Annotated in this window: 15 protein-coding genes and 1 other annotated feature; all 15 genes read right to left on the reverse strand. The window is 39.4% G+C overall.

Going from position 1 to position 18,060, the window contains the following annotated elements; translation table 11 throughout:
- Window positions 1–49 precede the first annotated feature (49 nt).
- Window positions 50–709 carry a methyltransferase domain-containing protein gene (locus N0O92_RS02515; protein ID WP_396334460.1) on the reverse strand — a complete coding sequence of 220 codons (660 nt, stop codon included), beginning with the start codon at window positions 707–709 and terminating at the stop codon, window positions 50–52.
- 127 nt (window positions 710–836) lie between these two features.
- A complete protein-coding gene (pyrE, locus tag N0O92_RS02520) occupies window positions 837–1,469 on the reverse strand; it encodes an orotate phosphoribosyltransferase (RefSeq protein ID WP_315613033.1) in 633 nt (210 codons plus the stop codon).
- Between the two features lie 3 nt (window positions 1,470–1,472).
- On the reverse strand, window positions 1,473–2,180 hold the full coding sequence (gene pyrF / locus N0O92_RS02525) for an orotidine-5'-phosphate decarboxylase (protein WP_315613034.1): 708 nt from the start codon (window positions 2,178–2,180) through the stop codon (window positions 1,473–1,475).
- On the reverse strand, window positions 2,162–3,091 hold the full coding sequence (locus tag N0O92_RS02530; RefSeq protein WP_315613035.1) for a dihydroorotate dehydrogenase: 930 nt from the start codon (window positions 3,089–3,091) through the stop codon (window positions 2,162–2,164). Before N0O92_RS02530 ends, pyrF begins: the two co-directional genes overlap by 19 nt.
- Window positions 3,088–3,867, reverse strand: coding sequence for a dihydroorotate dehydrogenase electron transfer subunit (locus tag N0O92_RS02535; RefSeq protein WP_315613036.1), 780 nt, complete (start codon window positions 3,865–3,867; stop codon window positions 3,088–3,090). Before N0O92_RS02535 ends, N0O92_RS02530 begins: the two co-directional genes overlap by 4 nt.
- Before the next feature lie 16 nt (window positions 3,868–3,883).
- Window positions 3,884–7,075: a carbamoyl-phosphate synthase large subunit gene (gene carB, locus N0O92_RS02540; RefSeq protein WP_315613037.1), complete on the reverse strand. Its 3,192-nt coding sequence runs from the start codon at window positions 7,073–7,075 to the stop codon at window positions 3,884–3,886.
- A gap of 19 nt (window positions 7,076–7,094) precedes the next feature.
- Window positions 7,095–8,183, reverse strand: coding sequence for a carbamoyl phosphate synthase small subunit (locus N0O92_RS02545; protein ID WP_315613038.1), 1,089 nt, complete (start codon window positions 8,181–8,183; stop codon window positions 7,095–7,097).
- Window positions 8,180–9,463, reverse strand: coding sequence for a dihydroorotase (locus tag N0O92_RS02550; RefSeq protein ID WP_315613039.1), 1,284 nt, complete (start codon window positions 9,461–9,463; stop codon window positions 8,180–8,182). Before N0O92_RS02550 ends, N0O92_RS02545 begins: the two co-directional genes overlap by 4 nt.
- 12 nt (window positions 9,464–9,475) lie before the next feature.
- Complete coding sequence (locus N0O92_RS02555) at window positions 9,476–10,390, reverse strand: aspartate carbamoyltransferase catalytic subunit (protein WP_315613040.1); 915 nt, start codon at window positions 10,388–10,390, stop codon at window positions 9,476–9,478.
- A gap of 160 nt (window positions 10,391–10,550) precedes the next feature.
- Entirely contained in the window at window positions 10,551–11,846 is a 1,296-nt protein-coding gene (locus tag N0O92_RS02560) for a solute carrier family 23 protein (RefSeq protein WP_315613041.1), read from the reverse strand.
- A gap of 119 nt (window positions 11,847–11,965) precedes the next feature.
- Window positions 11,966–12,532, reverse strand: a complete 567-nt coding sequence (pyrR, locus tag N0O92_RS02565; protein WP_315613242.1) for a bifunctional pyr operon transcriptional regulator/uracil phosphoribosyltransferase PyrR — start codon at window positions 12,530–12,532, stop codon at window positions 11,966–11,968.
- Window positions 12,533–12,718: 186 nt separating this feature from the next.
- Window positions 12,719–13,630 (reverse strand): RluA family pseudouridine synthase, encoded by a 912-nt coding sequence (locus tag N0O92_RS02570; protein ID WP_315613042.1) that lies wholly within the window; start codon window positions 13,628–13,630, stop codon window positions 12,719–12,721.
- Entirely contained in the window at window positions 13,630–14,097 is a 468-nt protein-coding gene (gene lspA, locus N0O92_RS02575) for a signal peptidase II (protein WP_315613243.1), read from the reverse strand. The genes N0O92_RS02570 and lspA overlap by 1 nt, the downstream gene beginning before the upstream one ends.
- A gap of 69 nt (window positions 14,098–14,166) precedes the next feature.
- Window positions 14,167–14,817, reverse strand: a complete 651-nt coding sequence (locus N0O92_RS02580) for a TraR/DksA C4-type zinc finger protein (RefSeq protein ID WP_315613043.1) — start codon at window positions 14,815–14,817, stop codon at window positions 14,167–14,169.
- Window positions 14,818–15,003: 186 nt separating this feature from the next.
- Complete coding sequence (gene ileS / locus N0O92_RS02585) at window positions 15,004–17,766, reverse strand: isoleucine--tRNA ligase (RefSeq protein ID WP_315613044.1); 2,763 nt, start codon at window positions 17,764–17,766, stop codon at window positions 15,004–15,006.
- A 61-nt stretch (window positions 17,767–17,827) separates the two neighbouring features.
- Window positions 17,828–18,045 (reverse strand) — a binding site (T-box leader).
- Window positions 18,046–18,060: the final 15 nt, after the last annotated feature.

An 18,060-nucleotide genomic window follows, 5' to 3' on the forward strand; every position in this document is an offset into this window, starting at 1 on the left:
TGTTTAGACGTTTGGGCCCTTCTTTTAAATAGCGATAGGCCATAAAAAACTACTTCGATGCCACTGTAATGGTAGCGAGGCCGTCTAAAACGTGAGTGTGATGAACGTGACGAGTTCCTAACTCTCTTAATAAGTGGTCAAGTTCTGTATTTGAATAGCGATGTCTTTTCGTCGAAACATTAGACCATGCAAGTAGAGAATCTCTTTCAAAGCCTCCCATTTCAAATGAGTCCGCATACGTTGCCGCCGTCTCAGGGGACATTTTAGGTGATGGATTTAACATAACCAGTGTTCCATTCGGTTTTACGACTCGAATCATCTCAGCTATCCCTCTTTGAGGTTCTGGAAGCAAGAACATAACACATGTAGATAAGGCAACATCTACACTTTTCTCCGCTATAGGCAGCTTATACGCATCGCCGACAAGCATTTTCGTTCTCGCAACAGCATTCTCTAATAGCAATCGACTTTTTTCAATCATCTGAGGTGACAAATCAATTCCTATTAGTTCAGAAGCCTCTCCCTTCCCTCGCTCTAACAATCTTCCTGTTCCGCAACCAATATCTAGGACGACTTTATCAATCCAACTGCCCGATAAATGTTTTAGTTGATCATGAACCGCGCCAAGCCATTTTGTTTGCGCCATCTTATCAAAAAAATCAACAAGATCATCAAAATCTGTTCCACTCATTTTCCTCAATTCTCTCACCCTTTCATACAAAATATCGTAACACAAAAAGGTGTTTTAAAAGATATGCACCTTTTAAAACACCTTTGAAACTTGCTATAACAGTACTCGCTTATCTTGTGCTATTAATACGTTCATGTAAAAGACTCTAAACTTGTTCTGTCATCCAGGCTTGTGAAGCTGGATCTTTACGCCATTCATTTAAACGATTCTCTTGATCTGATGTGATCGTTCCTTGCTCTTTTGCTACTGACAACAAGGTTGAGTATGAGGTTAACACATAAGTAGGGAGATCGGCTTCTTCTAATGCATCATATGCTTTTTGAAATTCATATGTAAAGATCGCTACAATTGCTACAACCTCTGCTCCACTCTCACGCAACGCCTCCGCTGCTTGAATGACACTGCCACCAGTTGAAATCAAATCTTCCACTAGTACAACTTTTTGACCTTTTTCAATTTTACCTTCAATTTGATTTTGTTTTCCGTGTCCCTTTGCACTTCCTCTAACATAAACCATTGGTAAGTCTAGCTGATCAGCTAAAAGAGCCGCATGTGGAATTCCAGCTGTTGCCGTCCCAGCAATAACATCAACCTCTACCTTCTCAAGAAGGGAAGCGAACCCGCTAATAATCTCTTTACGCACTGCTGGAAAAGAGAGTGTTAAACGGTTATCACAATAAATAGGTGACTTGATGCCTGATGTCCAAGTAAATGGATCATTTGGGCGTAGATGAACGGCTCCAATATCTAATAAATGTTTAGCAATTTGTTCTTTCATTTGTTACCCCTCCCAATCTTGTTTCATTTGTTGATATACGTTAAATGGATTTTCGGCACTAGTAATACTTCGCCCTACCACAATGCCCCAACTTCCAAGTTCTCTTGCTTCGTGTGGAGTGACAACCCGCTTTTGATCTCCGACTGCATCTTCTGCCCGACGAATTCCAGGGCATACTGTGTAAAAACTTGAACCACAAGCGTCATGAATAAGTGGAACTTCCTTAGCTGAACAAACAACCCCATCCACTCCACTTTCTTTCGCAAAGGACGCATAGGTTCTAACAACCTCATTAAGCGGTTGTTGAATTAACAATTCCTTTTGCATCGTCCCTTCATCGGTACTCGTTAATTGCGTGACAGCAATTAAAATAGGGCGTTCTTTCCCAACTGGCGTTCCTTGGTCTAAGCCTTCACGAGCTGCACTCATCATCTTTTTCCCACCTGCAGCATGAACATTGACGATATCAATATCTAAACTAGCCAATTCTTTCATAGTTCGTTGAACAGTATTAGGGATATCATGCAATTTCAAGTCAAGAAAAATTTGATGCCCTGCATCTTTTAATTCTTCAATTACTTGCCTACCTTCACGATAAAAGAGTTCCATTCCAACTTTGACAAATAGTGTCTCTTTGTCAAAATGTGATAAAAGTTCTCTTCGTTTTCCTGCATCATCTAAATCTAAAGCAATTATGAGTGGACGTTGCATGTTTTCCAACTCCCTCCGATAAGTTCCCGAACGTGATCAAACTCTAATTCATCAAGTAATGCTGGTAATTCTTCAATAATCGTTGGACAAACATACGGATCGGTAAAGTTCGCTGTCCCTACAGCGACCGCGCTTGCTCCCGCTAGCATAAATTCAACTACATCTTCAGCTGTATAAATTCCACCCATTCCTATAATCGGAATATCAACAGCTTGACTTACTTGATGAATCATCCGAATAGCGACAGGTTTTATAGCAGGACCTGACAATCCACCATAGCCATTAGCCAAAATTGGTTTTCTTCGTTTTAAATCAATTCTCATACCAAGCAATGTGTTAATCATCGAAAGACCATCGGCTCCTGCTTTTTCAACCGCTCTAGCAATCTCAACGATATCTGCTACGTTAGGAGACAATTTTACGTAAACAGGTACATCAGAAACACTTTTTACTTCCCTCGTTAATTCTGCTGCAACTTCTGGAATCGTTCCAAAAGCAATTCCACCTTGTTTCACGTTCGGACATGAAATATTTAATTCAATGGCATGAACATTTTCTGCTTTAGATAGCTTGGCTGTCGTCTCAACATAATCCGCAATTTCTGTTCCAGCTACATTAGCCACAATTGGAACGTTATATTGGTTAAGCCAAGGAAGTTCGTTTGCTAATACACCATCTAAACCAGGATTTTGGAGTCCAATTGCATTCAACATTCCAGCAGAGGTTTCCGCCACACGCGGTGTTGGATTTCCAAATCTCGGTTTATCGGTTGTAGCCTTGATCGCAATAGCACCTAACAGTTCAAGATCATAGTAATTTGCATATTCTTTACCAAATCCGAAACATCCAGAAGCTGGCATGATCGGATTTTTCATTGATAAACCTGGTAATTCTACTTGTAACCTATTCATAGTACAACCTCCCCAACCGGAAAGACTGGACCATCTGTACAGACTTTACGGTAACTCGTTCCTGACTCATCACCTACGACATGACATACGCAAGCAAAACAGGCTCCCACTCCACATCCCATTCGTTCTTCAAGCGAGATATAAAGACGTCTATCGCCATACACTTTTTCCAAGGCAGCTAACATTGGTGTTGGTCCACAGGAATACATCGTATCAAACTGAAGATTTTTTTCTTTAATGATATCCGTTACATATCCTGTTGAACCGTAAGTGCCATCAGCTGTTACAACATACGTTTCACCAAGCTCGGCAAAATTTTCTTCGTAGAAAACGTTCTCCGCGCTTTGAAAACCAAGTACGTGAATCACATTGACTCCTCTTTTTTTCAATTCCTTAGACAAATAATAAAGAGGAGGAACCCCAATTCCACCACCAACAAGGAGAGCTGTTTCTCCTTGTTGGGTAGCATCTAATGGAAAGCCATTTCCGAGTGGCCCTAACACATCAATTTTCTCACCTACTTGTTTTAGCGATAATCGTTTCGTCCCCTTTCCTTCCGCTCGATAAAGCATTGTGACAGTTTCATTTTGAATGTCTACATCACATATGCTTATCGGTCTTCTTAGCAAAAGGTCCTCACTCATATCAACCCGCAAGTGTAAAAATTGTCCAGGTTCTGTCATTTGTTTGGTTAAGCTACCCGAGCATGTTAGCTCCATTATGTTTGTAGCGATTTCTCGCTGGCTAGTAATTGTTAAGTGATCTTTTTTTATCATGGGTCCCTCCAACTTTCTACATTTGCATTTGTGGCATACTTTCAGAAGAAAACGTAATCGACTCAAGTACTCTTAGAAGTGCTTCACCTGTGTCAATAGACGTTAAGCAGACGACTCCATTTTCTACTGCTTCTCGGCGAATTCGGAAGCCATCACGTGCTGGTTGTTTTCCTCTTGTCAATGTATTAATTACAAATTGAGCTTGTCCTTCACGAATGACATCAAGAAGATTTGGCTTCTCCTCTCCAATTTTGTTTACAACTGTAACAGGAATGTTCGCTTCTTTAATAAAGCTTGCTGTACCAGCAGTAGCTAAAATATCAAAGCCAATATGATGGAATCGTTCAACAAGGCTTAGTGCCTCTTCTTTATCTTTATCCGCTACTGTGAATAAAACCGAGCCATGCGTAGGAATGCTCATTCCAGAGGCAATTAAACCTTTAAAAAGAGCTTTTTCAAGAGTCGTATCTCTTCCCATAACTTCCCCTGTTGACTTCATTTCTGGTCCAAGAGTAATATCTACTCGGCGCAATTTAGCAAAAGAGAATACAGGGACTTTTACAGATACTTCTTTGGCTTCTGGCTGATAACCTGTTTCATATCCTAATTCTGGTAATGTCTTCCCTAACATAACTTTCGTAGCTAGGTTAGCCATTGGCACACCTGTAATCTTGCTTAAGAATGGTACAGTACGACTAGAACGAGGGTTAACTTCAAGAACATAAACCTCATCCTTATGCCACACAAATTGAATGTTTAAGAGTCCAATAATATTAAGTCCTCTTGCAATCGAAATGGTGCGATCGATTAGTTTTTGTTTCAAGTCTTCTGGCACAGTTTGTGGAGGATACACAGCGATTGAGTCACCAGAGTGTACACCCGCACGTTCAATATGCTCCATAATTCCTGGAATAAAAACATTTTCTCCGTCTGAAATCGCATCTACTTCTAATTCTTTTCCCGTTAAATAGCGATCAACAAGCACGGGATGTTTCGGATTGACACTTACTGCCGTTTTCATATAGTTAAGAAGTTCTTCTTCTTTATAAACAATTTCCATTGCTCGTCCACCAAGAACGTAAGAAGGACGAACGAGTACTGGGTAGCCAATTTCATTTGCAATGGCTACAGCACCTTCCACAGACGTTGCCGTACGACCAAGTGGTTGTGGAATGTCTAGTGACAGTAGCGTCTGCTCAAACTTATCACGATCTTCTGCACGGTCCATACTCTCAAGTGAAGTACCAATAATCGGAACTCCTCTTGCTTCTAAATCTGCAGCTAGGTTAATCGCCGTTTGACCACCAAATTGGACAATGACACCTTCTGGTTGTTCTTGCTCATATACATGCATAACGTCTTCTACCGTTAATGGCTCAAAATAAAGCTTATCTGAAGTACTAAAATCTGTTGAAACGGTCTCTGGATTATTGTTAATAATAATTGCCTCGTATCCAGCTTCTTTAATAGCCCAAACAGTATGAACGGTAGCGTAATCAAACTCAATTCCTTGTCCAATTCGAATAGGTCCAGAACCTAGAACGAGAATGCTTTTCGTCTCTGTTTGAAGAGCTTCATTTTCGTCTTCATATGTGCCATAAAAATAAGGTGTTTCAGATTCAAATTCAGCTGCACACGTATCAACCATTTTGTAGACAGGACGAATATTTTGTTCCATGCGGGTGTTGTAGATCTCAATTTCTTGTTGATTCCAAAGTCTTGCGATAGCGATATCAGAAAACCCACGCTTCTTCGCTTTTTGTAACACTTCAACATTACCTACAGACTCTGTTAGCTCCTTCTCAAGGTCGACAATTCTTGCTAACTTCTGCATGAAAAAGCGGTCAATTTTTGTAAGGTCACATAAAGATTGAATCGATTGATTTCGTCTTAAAAGTTCGGCTAATACAAACAGTCGCTCATCATCTGTTTTATCTAGCCTTTTTACTAGTACATCTGTATCGGTATTAGCAATTTTCACGTCATAGATGTGATCGTATCCAGCTTCCAACGAACGGACAGCCTTTAAAAGGGATTCTTCTAAATTTCTACCAATCGCCATGACTTCCCCAGTTGCTTTCATTTGGGTTCCTAACGTTCGATTCGCAGCCTCAAATTTATCGAACGGCCAACGTGGGATTTTAGATACGACATAATCAAGAGCAGGCTCAAAGCTTGCATAGGTCTTACCAGTAATAGGATTCATTAGTTCATCTAAACTATAACCAACAGCAATTTTTGCCGCCATTTTTGCAATAGGATAGCCAGTTGCTTTAGAAGCTAATGCTGATGAACGACTCACACGTGGATTTACTTCAATAATGTAATACTGGTCACTCCATGCATCATGAGCAAATTGAACGTTACATCCACCTTCAATCCCTAGTGCACGAATAATTTTTAAAGACGAGTTACGCAAACGTTGATAATCACGGTCCGTTAACGTTTGGCTTGGTGCAACAACAATGGAATCACCTGTGTGAACACCAACTGGGTCAATATTTTCCATGTTACAAACAACAATGGCTTGATCTTTCGCATCTCGCATGACTTCGTACTCAACCTCTTTAAAGCCAGCAATGCTTTTCTCGATTAAACATTGTGTCACAGGACTATATTTTAAACCGCTTGTGACAATTTCACGCAATTGTTCTTCATCATGAACAATTCCTCCACCTGTTCCTCCAAGAGTGTAGGCTGGGCGAACAATAATTGGATACCCTACTTGTTCCACAAACTTATATGCTTCTTCAAGAGTGTGAACGATATCGCTCTCAGGTACAGGCTCATTTAATTCATTCATTAACGTTCTAAATAAGTCACGATCCTCTGCACGCTTAATAGCATCAAGATCCGTACCTAATAATTCAATATTATACGTTTTTAAAATCCCAGACTCATCAAGCTCCATTGCCATATTCAGACCTGTTTGTCCTCCAAGAGTCGCCACAATGCCATCCGGACGTTCTTTTCGAATAATCCGACTTACAAATTCTAATGTAATTGGTTCAATGTACACTCGATCTGCCATTGTCGTATCTGTCATAATCGTTGCTGGATTAGAATTAATTAAAATAACTTCATAACCTTCTTCTTTTAACGCTTGGCAAGCTTGCGTTCCTGCATAATCAAATTCAGCAGCCTGTCCAATGACAATTGGACCCGATCCAATTACTAAAATCTTTTTTATATCATTGCGTCTTCCCATGTTTAACTTCTCCCCTCAATTAGACCAGTACAGTTGATTTCTTTTCAGTTTCCATCATTGTTACGAACTGATTAAACAAGTTATTCGCATCATGAGGACCTGGTGATGCTTCTGGGTGATACTGTACACAAAATGCTGCATGCGTACGATGTCTAAGACCTTCTACCGTTCCATCATTGACCGCAACATGTGTTAATTCAAGATCTGTTTCTTCTAATGACTCTAGATCTACGGTGTATCCATGATTTTGAGCTGTAATATCAATTTTTCCAGTTGCCAGTTCACGAACTGGTGTATTCGACCCACGATGACCAAAGCGTAATTTACTTGTCGTTGCACCGCAAGCAAGTGCAAGAAGTTGATGCCCTAGACAAATACCGAAGATCGGAACTTTACCAATGATTTCTTTAATCATATCAATTGCACCTGGTACATCTACGGGATCTCCAGGACCGTTACTTAACATAATACCATCTGGTCGTAGACGAAGAATTTCTTCAGCACTTGTATTATAAGGAACGACTACCACATCGCATTGTCTTGCAATCAATTCGCGTAAAATACCGTGCTTCATTCCAAAATCAACTAGAACCACTTTGTTTCCTCTACCCGGAGCATGATAAGGTGATTTTGTCGAGACACGATGTACTTGGTCTCGAACAAATGTCATTTGTTTTAACTCCTCAATTACTTCTTGTGCATTCACTTCAACTGAGCAAATACGTCCACGAAGCGTTCCGTGCTCTCTAATTAAGCGAGTTAATTTACGAGTATCGATTCCTGCAAGACCAGGAATATCTTTTGCTCGAAGCAATGTATCTAATGATTCCTCTTCACGCCAGTGGCTTGGCTCAGGCTCATATTCTTTTACAATGAAACCGTTGATCGCTGGTGTAACAGATTCAAAATCATCACGATTAATCCCGTAATTCCCGATTAACGGATAAGTCATGGTAACAATTTGTCCACAATAAGATGGATCAGATAAGATCTCTTGATAACCTGTCATACCTGTGTTGAAAACTACTTCCCCACTCATTACTTTATCTGCTCCAAACCCTTCTCCAACAAATACATTTCCATCCTCTAAAATGAGTTGACGTTTCATGCTGTCACCTTTCCTTTCTCAAATACAAGCTTTCCATTAACAAATGTATATTCTGGCCATCCAAAACATGCCCAACCATGAAATGGTGTATTTTTCCCTTTTGACAAGAATGATTCCTTATCAATCGTTCGTTCTACTTCAAGATCAATAACGGTAATATCAGCCAATGCACCTTCTTGAAGAACCCCAGAGTCTAAATTAAAAGTACTTGCAGGTTTAACCGTTAACCAATCAACAAGTTGTTGTAATGTAGCTTTCTCGGTTTTTACTAAGTGCGTATATAACAAAGGAAAAGCTGTTTCTAGACCAACAATTCCAAAAGGAGAACGTTCCATTCCTGCTGCTTTTTCTTCTTCTGTATGCGGGGCATGATCAGTTGCTATAAAATCAATTGTGCCATCTAGAAGTCCTTCCCAAAGTGCTTCTTGATCTTCTTTTCCACGTAATGGTGGATTCATTTTAAAATTGGTATCTAAGCCTGGAATGTCGTCTTCGCATAGCAAAAGATGGTGAGGCGATACTTCAGCAGTAACGTGAATTCCTGCTTTTTTTGCATCTCTTATCACACGAACTGACTCCTTTGTACTTACATGGCATACATGATAATGACAATTTGCCGCTTCCGCTAATAACACATCACGCGCAATATGTACAGATTCACAAACGGATGGAATTCCCGGTACGTTATGTTCCTTTGAGAATGTTCCTTCATGAACACATCCACCATGAATTAATGTATTTTCTTCACAATGTGCAACAACCGCCATATTCACTTCTGCTGCCTTCTTCATAGCTTGAAGCATCATGTCAGCAGATTGAACTCCAACTCCATCATCTGTAAAGGCAAAGGCACCTGCCTGCTTTAATGCTTCAAAATCAGTTAATTCTTGACCTAATTGTCTTGTTGTTATAGATGCATATGGCAACACACGAACGTGCCCAGTAGATTGAATTCGCTCTTGTAACCATTCCATTTGTTCTTTTGTATCCGGAACAGGTCTTGTATTTGGCATCGCTGCAATAGTTGTAAAACCACCAGCTGCTGCTGACATCGTTCCTGTTTCAATGGTTTCTTTCTTTTCTCCACCTGGCTCACGTAAATGAACGTGAACATCAACCAGACCAGGTGCAATTAGTTTTCCTTCAACATTAATGACCTTCACTTGCTCTGTTGTTGGTGGGGGCGTAAATTGAATACGCCCATCTACCATGTACACATCTTTTCCCTTTAACGTTCCATCCTCAGCTAAAATCATTCCACCTTCAAGTTTAATTGTCATCCTGATTCCCCCTTATATTTGGTCCAAAGCGCGCTTCACAACCGCTTTTCTAACTGCAACACCGTTTTTCATTTGCTTAAATATTCTTGATTTTTCACATTCAACAAGTTCACTAGCTAACTCTACCCCGCGATTTACTGGAGCTGGGTGTAAAATAATCGCATTTGATTTCATTCTTTTTTCTCTTTCTATTGTTAGACCATATTGGTTATGGTAACTTTCTTTTGTAAATTCCATTTTCCCATCATGACGTTCATGCTGAATTCGAAGTAACATAACTACATCTACCTTAGGTAATTCACTGTCAAAGTCTACATATTGATAGGCCTGATCATACCCTGCCATCCATTCTTTTGGACCAGCTATTTTCACATTTGCACCAAGTCTGGTTAGAACGTCTGCATTCGAACGCGCCACTCGACTATGACGTAAATCCCCGGCAATCATAATGTTCAACCCTGAAAAAGTTGAAAATTCTTGTTGTATGGTTAGTAAATCAAGCAAGGATTGTGTAGGGTGGTGACCACTGCCATCTCCTCCATTTATGATCGGAATGCTTATTTGTTCACGGATATGCTGGTAATAGTCATTTTCTGGATGTCTAATGACAAGAGCATTTGCTCCAATAGCTTCAAATGTTTTAACCGTATCAAGTAACGACTCACCCTTTTGTACGCTTGAACTTTCTTCTGAGAAAGACAATACATGAAGCCCTAACATTTTTTCAGCAACTTCAAAACTGTATCGCGTTCTTGTACTTGGCTCAAAAAAAAGGTTTGCAATAAATAACTCTTTATTTGGCCGCCACTCTTTCCCTTCAGCAAAACGTCCTGCCTCTTCAAGAATCGTTGCAATTTCGACTGTTGACATTGTTTCTAATGTAAGTAATTCTCCTCTTATTGCTTTTTGATCGATTAATGTCGCCATCAAAACCAGCCTCCTCTTTAGTATGTATGTGTTACTCAGATATAAAAAATACCCTTAGAGAAAAGGACTCTAAGGGTATAAGGATGAAGAGAAGTATGACTTCCCGATCACCAAACCCCCTTTGAAGTCTCTCTGTACTTCGTTAAAAGGGACTATTCAATTACTCTGATTCAAACATCGCTTTTTTTCCATAACTTACTTCTTTTTCCGGTAATACAATGTGCAAGATGATACCAACGATCGTTGCTAAAGCCATACCTGCAATTTCAATGTTATCTCGAACTTGAATGAATGCTCCACCAATACCAATAACAAGAATAACCGAAGAAATAATCAAGTTACGCTTTAATCCAATGTTAATTTCATTGTCAATTAACATTCGGAGTCCAGATGATGCGATGATTCCAAATAAAAGGATAGATACTCCGCCCATAACTGCGGTTGGAATCGTCGAAATTAGAGCTGCAAACTTGCCAATGAAGGAAAAGATAACAGCAAGGACCGCAGCACCGCCTATTACAAACACACTAAACACTCGTGTAATCGCTAATACTCCAATATTTTCTCCATATGTTGTATTCGGAGGCCCGCCTATGAAGGAAGCAATCATTGTCGCTACACCATCTCCTAAAATGGATCTGTGTAAACCTGGCTTTTTCACAAAATCTTTTCCAACTACTTTACTAAGAACCATTTGGTCTCCAATATGCTCTGCAATTGTTACAACAGCTACAGGGACCATAATAAAAGCGATTTCCCAGGAAAATGAAGGAACATAGGTTACAAACGGCACTAACACATCTGGCGTTGCAAACCAGTTAGCATCACGAACCGGTTGCCAATCAACTAATCCTAAAAACAATGCTGTTATATACCCACCGACAATCCCGAACATAATTGGTACGAGACTGAAAAAACCCTTAAAGAACATAGATGCAAGCACGGTAATTGTTAATGTAATGAGAGCGACAATAAAGTGCGTTGTCGAATACTCACCTGAAACTGGTTCGTTCATTGCCATGTCAATAGCTACCCCTGCTAGACCTAACCCGATTACCATAATAACTGGCCCTACTACAATTGGTGGTAAGAATCGCATGATGGATTGCACTCCATACGCTTTAATAATAAGAGCGATCAACCCATAAACCAATCCAGCTAGAAAGCTTCCGATCATGGCCCCTTCAGGACCATTTAACGATGAAGCCGCGATGATCGGTGCAATGAAAGCAAATGATGAGCCTAAGTAAGCTGGAACCTGCCCTTTTGTAACTAAAAGATACGCTAACGTTCCTAATCCACTTGAAAGAAGAGCAACTGCAGGACTTAAACCTACTAAATAGGGAACAAGGATGGTTGCTCCAAACATCGCAAACAAATGTTGCAAACTTAATACGATCCATTTATCTAATCTTGGCACTTCTCGGATGCCTACTTCTTTTGTCTCTACTGCCATATCTGTTCCTCCTAAAACTTCAACAAAAAAACTCTTTGCTTTAAGGCAAAGAGGTTCAATTCTTTCTAACCATATAAGATTAGAAAGCTTGACCCTCTTACTAGCCTCACTGGACTACCTTAAAGAGGTATTTTATTATTTTGTTCAATTGTTACTTCATCTGTTGAATCGACTTCACTTAAATTTGCAACAATTTTTTCGCTTTTTGATGTTGGAACGTTTTTCCCAACATAATCAGGACGAATTGGTAACTCTCTATGTCCACGATCAATCAAAACAGCCAATTGAATTTGTTCCGGCCTGCCAATATCAATAAGCGCATCTAAAGCAGCTCTAACCGTTCTTCCTGTGTAAAGAACATCATCAATTAAAATAACTTTTCGGTTACTAATATCGACTGGGATATCTGTACCTTGTAGAATTGGTTCTTCGGAAGGTGTTTTTACTGTTAAATCATCTCGATAAAGTGTTATATCAATTTCTCCTACAGGAATTTTTTCACCTTCAATTTTCTCAATTCGCTCAGCTAGTCGCTTTGCAAGATAAATTCCACGAGTTTTAATTCCAACAAGAATACAATTATCAATACCTTTATTGTGCTCAATTATTTCATGAGCAATACGAGTTGTTGCTCTTCTGATTGCTTGTTCATCTAAAATGACTCTCGACATTCTTTCCACCTCCATTTTTTCCAGAAACGAAAAAACTCTCATGCCACTATAGACATGAGAGGATTAGTACGTAAGGGAATATAGACGTTACTACGTCTGTTCCAATTACTCCGTTTCCTTCTCAGCCTCACGGGACTAAGTTAAAGGACTATTAAATTCTTTCTATAGTATGACCTATGATGAATATAATGTCAACAAGTTTTATTGACTTCGTAATTGCAATAATACTTGTTCCATATCTTTTGGAAGCGGAGCTTCAAAAACCATTTCTTCCCCTGTTTTAGGATGAGAAAAACCAAGAACTGCTGCATGAAGGGCTTGTCCTTCAATATCCAGCGTCTTTTTCTTTGGTCCGTATTTCGGATCTCCAGCTAATGGATAACCAATATATTTCATATGAACCCGGATTTGATGGGTCCTACCCGTTTCCAACTCACATTGAACATATGTGTACTTCTCAAACGTTTCAAGAACTGTAAAATGCGTTACGGCATCTCGGCTATTCTCTTCTGTTACCGTCATGCTTTGACGATCTTTTTTATCTCGTCCAATTGGTGCATCAACCGTACCATGTTGATGTGGAATAATCCCATGCACAATCGCTTTATATAGTCGGCGAGTAGTTTTCGCTTTTAATTGGTCAACTAAAGATTCATGAGCTTGATCGTTTTTAGCTACCATAATTAAACCAGACGTGTCTTTATCAATCCGGTGAACAATCCCTGGTCTTATCACTCCATTAATGCCTGATAAATCCTGACAATGATACATTAAAGCATTTACTAAGGTACCTGAATAATGACCTGGAGCTGGATGAACCACCATCCCTCTAGGCTTATTAATAACAATTACATCCGCATCTTCGTAAACAACATCTAATGGAATGTTTTCTGCTTCCACTTGTAACTCCTCAACATCAGGAATGTCTAAAGTGATTACATCCCCCTCGCTAACTTTATAATTGCTTTTTACTTTTTGATTGTTTACTTTTACATGATCATCCTTAATCCATAACTGCACTTGAGTTCGTGACCATTTCCCGTCCATGGTTAAGAACTTATCAATACGTAATGACGCATGATCAAGTGAAACTGTCCATTCAAATTGTTCCATTACTTACTCTCCTTCTTCAATTTACGCTCATCATTTATCATTTTCACAAACAATAACCCTACTCCAACACATAAAGCTGCATCTGCTACATTAAAAATGGCAAAATTATAACCGAATATGTATGTATCTACAAAATCAACTACTTCTCCTCGGAATAGACGATCAATAAAATTGCCAATTGCTCCCCCGAGCAATAATGCTAAAGAGATCCCAAATAAACGACTGTTCTTGGCTTCTTTCTGCATATAATAGACGATCCCAATAATAACAATGGTTGTAATGATATAAAAGAACCACATTTGACCTTGAAGAATTCCAAAAGCAGCGCCTTTATTTCGGTGTGATGTAATATAAAAAACTTGCTCTATTACAGGAATTCGTTCTCCAATAGCCATTTGTGTATCAACAATCCATTTCGTTAGTTGATCAACTATAATAACAAGAAGAGCGATAAGATAATATCTCAACATAATTCCCCCATTCTGTGCCTACTTGATACGTAAAGCATTATAGCACAAAAAGAGGGGGATGACCCCCTACTTTCCGTTCAAGTATTGGTCGTAGTGAACATTCCTCTCAAAAGTAACATCTTCATCCCCTGTATAGCCTTCAATTCCAGTTGAAAGGAAACCTTCTATCTCTTCAACATAACCAATGAGTTCACCATTTTCATCTAAAGATGAATCTTCAAATGTCATTGAATTCTCGTTAAATTCTGCTACGGATTGATAAGCATCCTCTGCATCAAATTGTGTTTCATGATCATCATGATCAAAATTGAATTTTTCAAACCCTTCAAGAACATCTTCCTCAGGAGGCCTATCATCAGTAATTCGATTGTCTACAGCGCCCACAACAGCTCTAGCAGCTGGATTGGCTTCTAAACGCTCGTATGGAATTACCTGCCCTGTCACTTCACAAATACCAAAGGTACCATTTTCAAATTTGGCTAATGCATGTTCTATTTCTTCATGCTCTCTCTCGACTTGTTCTAAAAGTGCAAAATCTTTCTCACGCTCATATAGGTCTGTAGCAGTATCGGCTGGGTGATTATCATACTGAGATAACTCTCCGGTGGAAAAGGAAAGCGTTCGAGACTGCTCTTCTTTAAAGTGGTCATTTATTCGTTTTTCTAATTCAGATTTCCGCTCCAGTAACTGTTGTTTTATTTGTGTATAATCTGTCATTTTCATCTCCCCCATAACAAATCGCGCTACTATATAGGCGCTCCTTCTTATTGTGACCAACAGATGGAGATATAGCCAACACAACATTTGTCAAAGTAAGAAAAAGAGGTGTTCCAAAAATCTGATTCCGACTTTTGGAACACCCCGAAAGAAATAAACATTTATCATACTGGTTACGTGTTTATATTAGCTATTCACGTAATGTTTTTTAACCGTTTCTGCACAAGAAGTACACAGTCCAGAATGCTCTTGGTCAGTTCCTACTGTTTCAGAAACAACCCAACAACGCTCACACGTTTCGCCTTTAGCAGACTCAACAACAATCGCTAATTGTTCAAACACAACCGCATCCGATGGGGCTTCACTAACGTCTCCCGCTAATGTTACGTTAGAGACAATAAATAATTTTTCAAGTTGTGAAATTCCTTTAAGTAATTCTGCCACTTCACCACTTGAATAAAGCGTAATAGCCGCCGTTAATGACTTCCCAATTTTCTTTTCATTTCTAGCTTGCTCAAGAGCTTTTAAGACATCATCTCTTACAGCCATAAAATGATTCCATTTCGACTTTAGCTCTTCTACTTCACCAAAAGAAGTAACTGTTGGCATATCCGTTAACTGCACACTTTCTTCACTTACTGCCGGAATATGTTCCCACACTTCATCTGCCGTATGGCTTAAAATTGGAGAAACTAGTTTTGTTAAACTAACAAGAACTTCATACATCACGGTTTGAATCGCACGGCGAGCTGGATGGTCTGCATGCTCAATGTATAAAGTATCTTTCGCTAAGTCCATATAGAATGAACTTAATTCGATCGTACAGAAGTTATGAATGGTATGGTACACCGTAGAGAATTGATATTGATCATACGCTTGTTCAACCTTCTCAATCACTTCGTTTAACTTAACGAGCATAAATAGATCGACGTCTTTCAAATCTTTCACATAATGTTTCGCTGGATCAAAATCATGTAAATTTCCTAATAAGAATCGGAACGTATTACGAATCTTACGATAGGATTCCGATACTTGTTTTAAAATTTTATCTGAAACGCGTACATCTGCTTGATAATCTACAGAAGCTACCCATAAACGTAAAATATCAGCTCCAAGCTGCTTCATAACATCATTAGGAATCACAACATTCCCAATGGACTTACTCATTTTGCGTCCCTCACCATCAAGAGCAAATCCATGACTCAAAACACCTTTATATGGTGCTTTTCCTGTCACAGCAACACTTGTAGAAAGCGATGAGTTAAACCATCCACGGTATTGATCAGATCCTTCTAAGTAAAGGTCGGCCGGGCGTTGTAAGTCGTCACGTTCTTCTAGCACAGCTTGATGAGAGGAACCTGAATCAAACCAAACATCCATAATGTCCATTTCTCGAGTGAAAGTTCCATTTGGACTATGTTCAGATGTGAAACCTTCAGGTAACAATTGCGCAGTTTCCCACTCAAACCAAATATTGGATCCATGTTCACGGAACAAGTTCGACACATGATCGATCGTCTCATCTGTAATAATAGGCTCTCCGTTTTCACCATAAAAAACTGGAATTGGGACACCCCAAGCACGTTGACGAGAAATACACCAATCTCCACGATCGCGTACCATATTAAATAAACGAGTTTCTCCCCACTTTGGCATCCACTCTACCTCTTCAATCGCCTTTAGTAAATCCGTACGGAAATTTTCAATTGAAGCAAACCATTGAGCGGTTGCACGATATATAACGGGTTTCTTTGTACGCCAATCATGTGCATAAGAATGGGTAATAAACGTTAATTTTAGCAGAGCACCTAGTTCATCCAATTTTTCAGTAATTGGTTTATTTGCAGCATCATAAAATAGACCTTCAAATCCAGGTGCTTCTTCTGTCATATGCCCTTTATCGTCGACCGGACAGAGTACATCAAGTCCATACTTTTGTCCAACAATGAAATCTTCTTCCCCGTGACCTGGTGCTGTATGAACACAACCGGTACCAGCATCAAGCGTGACATGATCTCCACACATAATTAAAGAGTCACGACCATAAATCGGGTGTACTGCTTTTACGTACTCAATTTCTGATCCTTTAAACGTTTTTACAACTTCCACGTTTTCCCACTCAAATTCTTTTTGAAGTGTCTCAAGAAGACCAGCTGCAACCACGTATTTTTTTCCAGAAACAGCAACAACGTTGTAATCAAGATCTGGATGAACCGAAATACCAAGATTCGCTGGAATGGTCCATGGTGTCGTTGTCCAGATAATGATAGCCTCATCACCAGAAAGTACTTCATTTCCTTCTTTTATGTTAAAAGCGACATAAATGGAAGGCGAACGCTTATCTTGATATTCAATTTCGGCTTCTGCTAGTGCAGACTCAGAAGAAGGCGACCAGTAGACAGGTTTTTTCCCTTTATAAATATGGCCCTTTTTTGCCATTTCTCCGAACACTTTAATTTGTTGAGACTCATATGCCTTATCAAGAGTTATATATGGATTATACCAATCCCCACGTACTCCTAAGCGAATAAATTGCTCACGTTGACGATCAATTTGTGTTTTTGCATACTCTTCACATAATTTGCGAAACTCGGCAACGCTCATTGACTTACGGTCAACTTTACCACTCTTTGTAAGAGCAGTTTCAATTGGTAAGCCATGTGTATCCCATCCTGGAACATACGGAGCATGGAAACCACTCATTGACTTATAACGAACGATCATATCTTTAAGAATTTTATTAAGGGCGTGCCCCATATGAATATCTCCATTTGCATATGGAGGACCATCATGCAAAACAAATAAAGGTCTTCCCTTTGTACGATCTTGTACTTTTTTATAAATATCCATTTCGTTCCATTGTTCTTGTCTTTGCGGCTCGCGGTTTGGCAAGTTTCCTCTCATTGGAAACTCTGTTTTTGGCATTAATAGCGTGTCTTTGTAATCCATTAACGTTCTTCCTCCTAGTAACTATGAAATTGTTCGACAAATACAAAAAACTTCTCATCCCAAAAGGGACGAGAAGTTAACCCGTGGTACCACCCTGATAGAAAGCAAAAGCTTTCCACTCAATCATTCGTAACGGGAATAACTCGTTGCAGCCTACTTTAACTTTTCAGTGCAAAACTCAAGGGTGATTTTCCAATGTGAACGTGTTCAGGCTCACACCACCCCTGAATCGCTTCTCACGTTTTTAGTCATTGTACTCTTCCCTATCATTGTCTTTATCAACATTCATTTAAT

Origin of the sequence: Alkalihalobacillus sp. MEB130, from assembly GCF_032335535.1 — a bacterium.
GTDB lineage: Bacteria > Bacillota > Bacilli > Bacillales > Bacillaceae_D > Halalkalibacter.